This window comes from Spirosoma sp. KCTC 42546 (assembly GCF_006965485.1).
Classification (GTDB): domain Bacteria; phylum Bacteroidota; class Bacteroidia; order Cytophagales; family Spirosomataceae; genus Spirosoma.
The window spans coordinates 4593586-4605013 of sequence record NZ_CP041360.1; the positions used below are offsets into that span (position 1 = coordinate 4593586).

An 11428-nucleotide genomic window follows, 5' to 3' on the forward strand; every position below is an offset into this window, starting at 1 on the left:
ATAAGATTGAACCTGAAACCCAATCTGATGTTCACAATCCCAATTTCTTCCTCGACGGTTGATCATTAATATTTGTCAATTCACGAACATCCGGTACACTCAGCAATTGAATATCATGCTGTTGTAATAATTGGCGGGGTGAGTACACACCATCCTTAACAGCCTGCTGTAACATTGGCCCAAAGGCGGGCTCATAAATACCCAGCAACGGTTCTGGCAATTTCCCATCTGAGTCGTAGAATACCGTTGCCATTTTTTCACGATTACGACCTTTCACCAAGGTATCCAGCGACTGCACGGTCAGCAGGGGCATATCGCAGGCAACCACGAACCAGGCCGCTCCAGGGTCGTAAGTAAAGGCCGAAAGAATACCGTTGAGTGGTCCGTCAATAGCGTATCGGTCAACAATCCGAAGTTGAAGTTGACCGGAAGCTTCCAGCTCGGCTTCCTGATTTACGTTTACCGACCAGAAAACAACGCTGCAATAGGGCCGCAACATTTCCATCAGGTGTTCACGCTGCGATTTGCCATGGTAAACTAACTGCGCTTTATCCTCGCCCATGCGGGTACTGCGACCGCCAGTCAGGATGAGTCCATTCAATTTACTCACGTCGAAAATCTCGTTTACCGCCCGTTTTTTCCATGAGCTTGGTGTCCCGAATAAGGATGTCGTGCGAAAAGGCTTTGCACATATCGTAGATAGTTAAAGCTGCCACCGATGCGCCCACTAACGCTTCCATTTCGACGCCGGTTTTACCTTCAGTCGATACCAGACAATCGACAATAGCATCTGTCCCTTCGGTCGTAATGGTAATCTGGCAATTGTCTAAACCCAGTGAATGACAGAGGGGAATCAACTCATCGGTTCGTTTGGCAGCCATAGTTCCGGCAATAATGGCTGTTTGAAATACAGGCCCTTTCTTCGTTGAAATATCAGTGCCTGACAAATGCTTCATAATATCGGAACCCAATGCAACTACTGATTGGGCGCGGGCTGTCCGTCGTGAAATGGCCTTACCGCCTACGTCGACCATAGCCGGGTTACCTTCTGCGTTGAGATGCGAGAACATAACAGAATGGATAATTAATAATGGTTAATGACCAATGGATGTTACAAAGGTAGATGCTCCCTACCCGTATTCTATTTTTTCATTGTACATTGTTCATTATTCATCATCCATTATTCTATGCTTTCCGTTTCTGACGCGTTCTCTATTACTCAACAACACCTGCTCACATTACCGACCGAGACCGTTTCGATTGACGATGCCAATGATCGTGTACTTCGCGAAGCCGTCCGGGCTGACCGTGACTTCCCACCCTTCGACCGGGTGGCGATGGATGGCATTGGCATTCGCTTTGCTGACTTCGCTGCCGGACAGCGGACATTTCAGGTAGTAGGTATGCAACGCGCCGGGCAACCCCAGCAAACGGTAACGGATGCCAATACTTGCCTGGAAGTGATGACGGGTGCTATGTTGCCCGTTGGTGTGGATACCGTAGTGCGCTATGAAGATACGCATATTGTGGCTGGACTTACCTCAGTCACGATTGAGGATGTAGAAGTGGGGCAGCATCTTCACCCCCAGGCAACAGACCGCCGGGCGGGTGACGAGTTACTGCCGGTTGGCACCCGCATGGGACCATCCGAACTGGCGGTTGCGGCTTCGGTTGGTCAACATGAACTGATCGTCACGGCACTTCCTCGGGTGGCCCTTATCTCAACCGGCGACGAATTGGTGGATGTTACCGAAACACCCCTGCCCTACCAGATTCGCCGGTCGAACACCTATATGCTCCGGGCGGCTCTGGCATCACTCGGCATTCAGGCAACTCTGCATCATATCGTGGACGATGAAGCCCTATTGCAGGAGAAGTTACTCCACCTTCTCAACACTAACGATGTACTAATCCTTAGTGGCGGTGTCTCGGCGGGGAAAGCTGATTTTGTACCGGATGTGCTGGCTCGTCTGGGTGTTCAGAAACATTTCCATAAAGTAGAGCAACGGCCTGGCAAACCGCTCTGGTTTGGCACGTCGGCAGCGGGCAAAGCCAATCCAGGCCGGACAGTCTTTGCGTTACCCGGCAATCCCGTCTCGACGGTGCTGTGTGCTTATCGGTACGTACTCCCTTACCTACGCGTTTCGCTGGGTTTAGCGCCTGCTTCAGTTCGCTATGCACAATTAGCTAAAGCCGTGGTATTCAAACCAGCCATCACGTATTTCCTGCCCGTGCGCCTTACCTCCGAACCCGATGGCCGCGTACTGGCTCACCCCCTGCCTGGTTCTGGCTCAGCCGATTTTGCCAATCTGTTAGCCGCCGATGGGTTTATGGAATTACCAGCTGACCAATCGGAGTTTGCCGCGGGAGAAAGTTTTCGGGTATGGGAAACGCTGCGGTAAGTAGCCTTTCTCATTTTCGCCCGGCGGCCATTTTTGCCGACTGTTCCACAACCAGCCCTTCATTGGGTTTCCATTTATCGTACTCCATATAGCGGGCGGTTTGGGTAGCTATGGCAAGGCCTTTCAGTTTAGCAACTACGTGTAGGGCACCATCAATACCTGCCGATACACCCGCCGTAGTGATGATTTGGCCATTATCGACAAAGCGCGTATTTCGGAGTATTTTGGCTTTAGGCGTCTCGTTTTGCAGATTGTCTATGTAATTGTGAAATGTAGTGGCCTGCTTGCCATCCAGCAAACCCGCTTTGGCTAGTAAACCGGCACCTGTACAAACAGACAGCATAATTTCGGCTTCCTGAGCACTGGCTTTTATCCAGTTGATCAGCGGTTTGTTTTCCAGAAATGGACCCGTTTGTCCACCAGGCAACACGACAATATCCGGTTTTGGGCAATCAGCCAGGCTGTAATTCGGTATGATTTTAATGAACCCCTGACTAACGATTGGTTCTTTCGTAAGCGCAACCGTATAGACTGTAAAGCCTTCTGTTGACGCAAATACCTCACTCGGGCCAGAGAAGTCCAGCACCTCTACGCCGTTGTGAATAAAGATAGCCACATTGCGCTTCCCGACTTTTTTCTGACCCATCCGCAGCGAGTCCATTAGAGCAACACTCCGTTTAACAAAGGGCATCCCGCAATGCTTACAAACGCCTGGTTCGTCGTGACGCTCTAAGTCGCAGGCATTGTTACAAGGTTCGCAGTAGTAGGCCATTAGCACAGCCTTTGGTTTTGATTTCTGGGCATAAGCAGCGTAGAACGATCCGGTCAGTATACAAACCAAAACCAGGTATCGGGCAAACGTGAATGGAAAACTCATTAGCGTAGTTGTTAGGAGGAAACTGAATATCTTACTGTAGTCGTGTTACCTGACTTCTGCCAGATTCGCCGGAGTTGACGGGCATCCTGAAAACCGCACTTGGCTGCAATGGCTTCCATGGTCATCCCCGGATTATGCTGTAGCGTTCTGGCCAATTCCAGCCGAAGCTGGGTTGTATAGTCATGGATGGTGGTTCCTGTCTCTTTTCGAAAGGTGCGTGTCAGGTTTCGGGTACTCATGTTAGCCATTTCGGCCAGTTCCTCCAGGGTTGCCTTTACTTCCATATTGGCAATCAGCCAGTCCTGCATCTGGTGAATAGCCACGTTCATGTGGTTTCGGTAATCCAGGTAAACGCTTTTCTGTGAATGGTCGGCCCCTCGCCGAAAGTACACAACTAACTCGCGGGCTATTTTTGTAGCAAATAGTGCACCTTGCTGCTCTTCCAGAATGGCTAACGCCAGGTCGATACCCGCTGTTATGCCCGCGCTGGTGTAGTTATTCCCATCCTTCACAAATAACCGATCGGTTTGTGCTATCAACCGTGGGTAGGTTGTTTGTAATTCATCAATTCGCTTCCAGTGCGTGGTACATTTCCGGCCATCGAGCAGACCAGCCTGAGCCAATATAAAGGCTCCCGTACATACCGAGCACAAGTGAACGCCTTTTGCCTGTTGGTTCCGTAGCCAGTCAAAAAAAACAGTTTCTCCCTTAAACCGATCCGACCGAATGTACTCCATTTCCATACCAGGCAGAAAGATAAAATCTCCTGACTGAGTCTGAACCTCTGTAAACGGCAAAACCGCACCAAAATTCAATCCTGCGGAGCTGGTAACCGGGCTCTCGAAGGAACAATACGTCAGTTGATAGTCAGCTCCGTATTCGGCGGCTTCGTAAAAAACCTGAACTGGTCCCGTTAGATCAAGAACGTGTACACGTGGCGGTACAACAAAAATCACTTGTGCCATACGAACCATCGGATAGTGAAATTAGCGTGTAAAAGTACATACCAATTTGAGTACGCAAGGGCCAACCACCGGACATTTTGGGCCATACTTCTACTGGCCTCGAACCTACATTCCCATCGAAAACGTATATCTTTGCGGCTGATTAATCGCCTATGAACGCTACGTTTGCCAACGACATCTTCCGTCAGAGCATTCAGGATTACCACCTGACCGACTACGTCGATACGCCCATCCAGAATCCTTACTCCTCCAACGGCATTGCCTTTCTGTTGTACCAGAAGAACTGGATTGATACGGTCCAGTGGCACCTCGAAGATATTATCCGCAGTCCAACCATCCAGCCCGATGAGCTAGTTGCTATCAAACGCCGGATTGACCAATCAAATCAGGACCGTACCGATATGGTGGAGCAGATAGATAGCTGGTTTTCTGAGCTTTTTATGGATGCGGTGCCTAAACCAACGGCTCGAATGAACTCCGAAACACCGGCCTGGCTCCTTGACCGAATGTCGATTTTACAGCTTAAACTGTATCACTTTCGGGAACAGGTTGACCGCCCGTCGGTTTCGGATGAACATCGTCAGAAAGCCCAACAGAAGCTGGACGTTCTGCTCGAACAGGAAAGCGATCTGGCCCGCTGCTTCGACGAGTTAATCGAAGACATCCAGAACGGTGATCGCTACATGAAGGTCTACCGGCAAATGAAGATGTACAACGATCCTACCCTGAACCCGGTCCTTTATAGTAGTCAGAAGTAGTCATTGATTGTCATTCATCGTCATTGATAGCTGAACAACTTAATGACGATGAATGACAATCAATGACAATTAATGACTCATGACGAATGAATCAGCTGCTCCTTCTTCGGTTTTCGGCCATGGGCGATGTGGCCCTGCTGGCACCTGTTGTTCAGGCGTTCACGCAACGGTATCCTGAGGCTGAGATCACGTTGGTGACGCGGGCCAAATTTGCCGTTTTTTTCGAGGGATTTCCTAACATCCGCATTGTAGGAGCCGATTTTGATGGACAACATAAGGGACTAGCTGGACTGATTCGTTTGTTCAATGAACTGCGCCAGTTAGCTTCTTTTGGGGTGGTAGTCGATGCGCACCAGAATTTACGGTCGGGGGTCCTGAAAAGCCTGTTTCGGTTAATCGGTGTTCCATCTGTAACAATTGACAAAGGCCGGGCGGAGAAAAAAGAACTAACCCGAAAAGAGAACAAAATTCGGCGACAGTTGCCCCACAGTGTTGAGCGATACGCCAGGACATTCGACAAAGCGGGTTTTACGCTTCAACCTGCTCAACCCTTTCAGTTCCCATCCTTTACATCTGCCAAAGGTGAACTCACTACGTTTCTTGACCACCATACGGTGAACTATAGCGTACCCTGGCTTGGCATTGCCCCCTTTGCCCAACATGAGCAAAAGATGTGGCCGTTTGAGCGCTTTGCTCCTTTACTGAAACAACTTTATACCGCAACTCCCATCGCCATTTTCCTGTTTGGTGGGGGCGCCAGTGATATCGCTCAACTTGAAACCCTTAGGGAGCAATTTCCCCAGGCTATCCTGGTAGCTGGACATCTTTCGCTTGCCGCCGAACTAGCCCTCATCCGACAGCTAACCGGTATGCTGTGCATGGATTCGGGCAATATGCACCTTGCGGCTTTGAGTGGCGTACCTGTGCTATCTATCTGGGGAGCTACGCATCCTGATGCAGGTTTTGGCCCCTGGGGACAAGGTGACGAAGCTATTCTTCAAATTCCGGTCGACGTACTCACCTGCCGCCCTTGTTCTGTATTCGGCAACAAGCCCTGCTGGCGGGGTGATTTAGCTTGTTTGAACGATATTTCGGTAGAGTTAGTGGCCATGAGAGTACGGCAGATGCTGGCTCGTTAAGCTTTATTCCCGCTATGATCTGGATCACCCGCGAACGCCCAAAAATTGACCGATTAGCCTGTCCATGGCTCATTCGCCGGTTTATTGACCCAACTGCTGAAATCCGTTTTGTACCAGAAGGACAGGTCGAACTACAGGCGCAGGTATTGAATGCAATCCCATTCGATATCCCGGGTGTAGAATACAGCCATTACGAAGATCGCTGCACCTTTGATTATTTCCTCCAAAAGCATAACCTCACCGATCCGGCGTTACAAACGTTAGCCCCCATCGTGCGCGGTGCCGATACGGACGATCATTCCTTAGCCGCTCAGGCTGCGGGTTTGTGGGCCATTTCGGCAGGTATGGCCTTCAATATCAAAGATGATCAGCAGCTATTGGAACAGGGGTTCATTCTCTATGATGCACTTTATAGCTGGGCCAGGCACCTCCAATCTGTAAAACATACCCAAAGTCCAACAGAGCGGCTATTGCTGGAAGTTCTGCACACCTATCTTAAACCGACTGGCAAACGGAAGACACCAACCTGGGTAAAGGAGCTAAAAGAATTGATTCAGGATCAGATTGATACCAACCTGGCACTTAGTCTGAATGACTTATCCGAAAGTCTGGATGTGAATCCGGCCTATGTATCACGGGCCTTTTCTCGCTACTTCGACGATCTTTCCTTTGGGGAATACATTCGTAAGTTGCGGATCGAAAAAGCGGTGCAACTGCTTGAAACAACTTCCTATAGTCTGTCTGAAATTGCCTACCTGACGGGCTTTTCAGATCAGAGTCATTTTTCCCGAATTTTCAAGAAATTGATGGGTCAAAATCCATCAGACTACCGAAAAAACAGACAAAAAGGTAAAGCAGGTACAAAAGGTTAAATCCGTTCTATTTTCGGCTCGTCTGCTGGCTTATTCTTGTGACAGGAAAAGCTACTATCTGTGTAATGCGGGTCTCACAATACGTTCGTTACCAATCGTTTAGTTGTCTAGTTGCGTTAGCTGGATTTATATCGCTCAACGTTAACGCCCAAACGCCACCGCCCCCTGTTTACCCTCGCATGGTGGGTTATTTAGGTGTACTTCATCCCATAGTAACATTCGATGGAAATGGCAGCGAAACGAATTTCAATCAATACTATGTCGTTGGTTTTCCGATTGGCTTGAATCTCTGGAAAACAAAACAGCTTGGTTTTTCAGTTGAAGTCGTGCCCCTCATCCGGGCCGAAAATGGAACCAGCCGGGTGGCGAATGTGCTCTTTCATCCGGGTGTACTGGTCAATTTAGGCCACGATTTCACCCTTGCCAGCCGACTAGCGTTTGAAACATCGGGCCGGTATGGGTTTACCCCTGTTCTAAACAAACTTGTAAAAAAAGGGCCAACGACGAGTTATTTCGTGGCGGTTCCGCTCCCAGTTCGGTTTGGAAACGACCGCCCTACATCCATGACAGTAGGTTTGCAGTTTGGTATTGTTTTCTAACTAGTAGACTCCCTAATTATGCCCTCTATACTTTGCCTAACGAGCCCATGAAACGACGACATTTTCTACAAACAGCAACCTTAGCTAGCACCATACCCCTCTGTGGAGGCCCCATAGCCGAACCAGTGTCGCACCTTAAAACACCAGCATTGTCGGTGGCGGAACAGGATGCCATTGCCACTGCGATAGGCAAAAAGGGTACCTACAACGAAGCGCAGGCCACCTATAACATAGCCCTACCACGTAACGATTTGAAGGTAACTGTAAAAGGGGAGTCAGTTCCGATTCCGTTTGGCTTTGGCGGCTGGGTTGCGTTTAAGAAGACATTGGATGGCACACAAACCGTGATGATGAGCGACACTGTGCTGCTGGAATCCGAAGTAAATCCCTTGATCGACGCTACTCTGGGAGCTGGACTGGAAGTTGGCGCCATTCATAATCACTTCTTTTTTGAACAACCGCGCATTTTCTATATGCACCTCCACGGCATGGGCGATGCGGTTGCATTAGCCAAAAAGTATGCGCAGGCTATTAGTCAAACCAAACTCTTTCCGGCAAATGAACCCGCACCAACAACCACTCCTACAGCTCAAACTGGAAATGAGCTTTTTGATTTGCCTGCTCTGGATGGCATTATCAACTACAAAGGTGTTGTCAATGGACCAACGTATAAGTACACTGTAGGGCGAGATGATGTACAGATTGTGGCGATGGGAGCCGAGATGACGGCTGCTATTGGCCTAAACTCATGGGCTTCTTTTGCTGGAAAACAGGATGCCGCTCACATCGCGGGCGACATAGCCATGCTGGATACTGAAGTTAATCTGGTTGTTAAAACGTTGCGAGATCATAAGTTAGAGGTGGTTGCTCTGCACCACCACATGTTGGGAGAGCAACCGCGAACGATCTTTCTTCACTACTATGGCCGCGGGCCAGCATCAGACTTAGCCAAAGGATTCCGGGCCGCGCTCAACCAGTTGGGAAAGGGGAAGTCAAGTGGAATGAAGCATTAACTCAATGGTATGGAAGCTACGATTCTACCGTATACAAAAACCGATCTGGTCCGCTATTTCCTCCGATTAGGCACTATTGGTTTTGGCGGTCCGCCAGCTTTAGTTAGTGCTATGCACCACGATCTGGTTATGGAACGCCAGTGGATAAGCGAGGAAGATTATCGGGAAGGGCTAGCGTTAGCACAATTGGCACCCGGTCCGTTGGCGGCCCAGTTAGCTATTTATCTGGGGTACGTCCATTACAGCATTCTGGGCGCAACATTGGCGGGTCTTGCCTTTGTACTTCCTTCATTTTGCATGGTCGTAGTGTTGGGGTGGGCTTACCAACATTTTGGCGGACTACCCTGGATGCAGGCAGTTTTCTATGGTATTGGGGCCGCAGTAATTGGCATTATTGCCATAGGGACGTACAAGCTAACGACCAAAACGGTGGGGAATGATCCGCTGGGGTGGATTTTGTTCAGTTTATCGGCCGTAGCTACGGCGGTAACCGAATCGGAATTACTATGGCTAGTGCTCATGTCAGGTGGTATCTATTGGTTTGCAAAAACTCCTCCCTCTTCCATCAGGCCTGGCTGGGGGAGCAGTGTAGCTCCGTTTATAGCACAGGTTTCAGCAGTTCCAACTGATTCCATTTTGTGGAAATTAGCCTTTTTCTTCGCCAAAGCGGGTGCCTTTGTATTTGGAAGTGGGCTGGCCATTGTTCCATTTCTGTACGGAGGGGTTGTTAAAGAATACGGCTGGCTAACTGAGCAACAGTTTTTAGATGCTGTCGCTGTAGCCATGATTACGCCGGGACCGGTAGTCATAACCGTGGCGTTTATTGGCTATTTGGTCACGGGTTTCACAGGGGCCTGTGTGGCGGCATTAGCTACATTTATACCCTGTTATCTGTTTACCATATTACCGGCACCTTACTTTAAGCGGTGGGGTAAGCATCCGGGGGTGAAGGCATTTGTTGATGGCGTAACGATTGCCGCCGTTGGAGCCATCGCGGGTGCAGTTATTGTATTGGCTCGTCGGCAACTGGTCGATGCAGCGGCAATTCTGATTGCAGTAGCAACCATTGCACTTCTTTATCGATTTAAGAAACTACCCGAATTAGGTATTATTGGCGGAGCTGCCGTGGTTGGTTTGCTTCTACGCTACATTGGGTAAACCAAAGAAATAGAGCGGTATTAGGGTAATTTCTCCCGTAAAATCTGCAAAATCAGTTCCTGACCGATCTTCAGCTCAGCTATATCCTGACGCATTCCGTTTATATCCTGACGCATCGCATCTTGCTTTTCGTCAATCTGAGCAAATTTATCATTTACTTCCCCAAAGCGTTGATCCATTTTGCGGTCAACTTCCCCAAAGCGTTGATCCATTTTGCGGTCAACTTCTCCAAAGCGTTGGTCCATTTTGCGGTCAACCTCCTCAAAGCGTTGGTCCATTTTGCGGTCGAGCTGGCTGACACGTTCATTTGTACTATCTATAGAATCAGCCAAACGAGTTACTTCCTGCTGAAGTTCGGCTTGCCCTTTTCTAAGACTATCCAACCCTTGCTGGGTATCAACAGTTAACTTCGCTACTGCTTTAGCAATTAATTCTGACTGCTTGCTCTGATCGACAGCCAACGTTTCTAACTGTTCAACTCGTTCTTCTAAATACATAATTCTATAGCTTTCTTTTCAGCAGGAAATTTATGGCAACGTACTATTAAAACGGTAAATAGAAAAATTCGTCACAAAAAAAATGTATTTATTTTCAATAAAATTGCTTACATATTCACTTATCACTCAAAATTCTTTTTGGTTCGCAATTCTTTCACTTCAAAATCAAAGGGGAGGTTATTCATACATTTGAAATGCTTCATGGGGCAATTGTCGGCATTGGTAGCTGAACAGGGCCGGCAACCTAAGCCGGGAGTCTCGAGCCGGACGTGAGGGGTTTTATAGGGGTAAAATCCAAATCGGGGCGTAGTGCTACCCCAGATCGAATACACTTTTTTGCGGAAGGCAGCCGCAATATGCATGAGGCCTGTATCATGACTGAATACAACCCGCGCCCGTTGCAGCAGCGAGGCCGACTGGTTGAGGTTGTAAAGGCCGCAGGCGTTGTAGATCTGGCGTTCACCAATGGCCTTCATAAGTTCGTCGCCAACTTTACGATCTGCTTTATCACCGAGCAGAATAACTGGATAGTTGATCTTAAGGCACAGCTCAATCATTCGTAACACAGGCAGTCGGCGGGTTAGACTTTGCCCACCAATTGCATAGGCTACAAACCCGTGCTGATGTGTTTCGGGAAGCCAGTCGATCTCAACTTCGTCTTTGTAGGGAATGAAATAGTCCAGTCCGAGACCATCATTCTCAACCCCTAAAGGCAGAACCGTGGCCATATAACGATCCACGATGTGCTGATCTGGCATGGCGTTCACCTTCCACCGAACGTAAAGCCACTCGCGAAATGACTGCTTTTCGATACTATAAGAACGGCTACCCAAGGCTGCTTTAATCAGACTGGTCAGGAATGTGTTCTGTAGATCAATGACATAATCGAACTGCTCAGCTCGCAACTCCCTGATGAGTTTGTACAGACTTTGATCGATAAAATGGGCCTGAGTAATGAATGGACTATACTCGACAATTGACTGATAAGGTCGCTCTGTACAAAAATGTATAACCGAATTCGGTATCTGCTGCGTCAGGCAACGGACAACCGGAGTTGTCAGCACAACATCGCCAATCGAGGCAAATTGTAGAACCAATATTTTTACCGGACGAGCCATGACGTGATCATTTATACAAAACTATCTCTT

The 11428-nt window shown here is 48.7% G+C and carries 13 protein-coding genes; 7 read left to right on the forward strand and 6 right to left on the reverse strand.

The window, feature by feature from the left end; translation table 11 throughout:
• Nucleotides 1–31: 31 nt before the first annotated feature.
• Together EXU85_RS18860 and moaC are read right to left on the reverse strand one after the other, a co-directional pair.
• Nucleotides 32–610: an NTP transferase domain-containing protein gene (locus EXU85_RS18860; protein WP_142773572.1), complete on the reverse strand. Its 579-nt coding sequence runs from the start codon at nucleotides 608–610 to the stop codon at nucleotides 32–34.
• Nucleotides 603–1070 (reverse strand): cyclic pyranopterin monophosphate synthase MoaC, encoded by a 468-nt coding sequence (gene moaC, locus EXU85_RS18865; RefSeq protein ID WP_142773573.1) that lies wholly within the window; start codon nucleotides 1068–1070, stop codon nucleotides 603–605. The genes EXU85_RS18860 and moaC overlap by 8 nt, the downstream gene beginning before the upstream one ends.
• 117 nt (nucleotides 1071–1187) lie before the next feature.
• Here moaC and EXU85_RS18870 point away from each other — a divergent pair, with 117 nt between their 5' ends.
• Complete coding sequence (locus EXU85_RS18870) at nucleotides 1188–2402, forward strand: molybdopterin molybdotransferase MoeA (protein ID WP_142773574.1); 1215 nt, start codon at nucleotides 1188–1190, stop codon at nucleotides 2400–2402.
• A gap of 10 nt (nucleotides 2403–2412) precedes the next feature.
• Here EXU85_RS18870 and EXU85_RS18875 read toward each other — a convergent pair whose 3' ends face one another.
• Together EXU85_RS18875 and EXU85_RS18880 are read right to left on the reverse strand one after the other, a co-directional pair.
• Entirely contained in the window at nucleotides 2413–3279 is an 867-nt protein-coding gene (locus EXU85_RS18875) for a DJ-1/PfpI family protein (RefSeq protein WP_246859154.1), read from the reverse strand.
• An 11-nt stretch (nucleotides 3280–3290) separates the two neighbouring features.
• Nucleotides 3291–4244: a GlxA family transcriptional regulator gene (locus EXU85_RS18880; protein WP_142773575.1), complete on the reverse strand. Its 954-nt coding sequence runs from the start codon at nucleotides 4242–4244 to the stop codon at nucleotides 3291–3293.
• A 152-nt stretch (nucleotides 4245–4396) separates the two neighbouring features.
• Between EXU85_RS18880 and EXU85_RS18885 the strand changes: the two genes are divergently transcribed.
• The 6 genes from EXU85_RS18885 to EXU85_RS18910 all read left to right on the forward strand — a co-directional run bounded on the left by EXU85_RS18885 (nucleotide 4397) and on the right by EXU85_RS18910 (nucleotide 9783).
• Entirely contained in the window at nucleotides 4397–5002 is a 606-nt protein-coding gene (locus tag EXU85_RS18885) for a DUF4254 domain-containing protein (RefSeq protein ID WP_142773576.1), read from the forward strand.
• Between the two features lie 86 nt (nucleotides 5003–5088).
• Nucleotides 5089–6141 carry a glycosyltransferase family 9 protein gene (locus EXU85_RS18890; RefSeq protein ID WP_142773577.1) on the forward strand — a complete coding sequence of 351 codons (1053 nt, stop codon included), beginning with the start codon at nucleotides 5089–5091 and terminating at the stop codon, nucleotides 6139–6141.
• Between the two features lie 14 nt (nucleotides 6142–6155).
• A complete protein-coding gene (locus EXU85_RS18895; protein WP_142773578.1) occupies nucleotides 6156–7013 on the forward strand; it encodes a chromate resistance protein ChrB domain-containing protein in 858 nt (285 codons plus the stop codon).
• A gap of 65 nt (nucleotides 7014–7078) precedes the next feature.
• The gene (locus EXU85_RS18900; protein ID WP_142773579.1) at nucleotides 7079–7612 is read left to right on the forward strand and encodes a hypothetical protein; all 534 of its coding nucleotides are present in this window, start codon (nucleotides 7079–7081) and stop codon (nucleotides 7610–7612) included.
• A 47-nt stretch (nucleotides 7613–7659) separates the two neighbouring features.
• Entirely contained in the window at nucleotides 7660–8625 is a 966-nt protein-coding gene (locus tag EXU85_RS18905) for a DUF1259 domain-containing protein (protein ID WP_142773580.1), read from the forward strand.
• A gap of 9 nt (nucleotides 8626–8634) precedes the next feature.
• Nucleotides 8635–9783, forward strand: a complete 1149-nt coding sequence (locus tag EXU85_RS18910; RefSeq protein ID WP_142773581.1) for a chromate transporter — start codon at nucleotides 8635–8637, stop codon at nucleotides 9781–9783.
• 20 nt (nucleotides 9784–9803) lie between these two features.
• Here EXU85_RS18910 and EXU85_RS18915 read toward each other — a convergent pair whose 3' ends face one another.
• Together EXU85_RS18915 and EXU85_RS18920 are read right to left on the reverse strand one after the other, a co-directional pair.
• The gene (locus EXU85_RS18915; RefSeq protein ID WP_142773582.1) at nucleotides 9804–10280 is read right to left on the reverse strand and encodes a hypothetical protein; all 477 of its coding nucleotides are present in this window, start codon (nucleotides 10278–10280) and stop codon (nucleotides 9804–9806) included.
• A 122-nt stretch (nucleotides 10281–10402) separates the two neighbouring features.
• Entirely contained in the window at nucleotides 10403–11398 is a 996-nt protein-coding gene (locus tag EXU85_RS18920; protein ID WP_142773583.1) for a glycosyltransferase family 9 protein, read from the reverse strand.
• Nucleotides 11399–11428 lie beyond the last annotated feature (30 nt).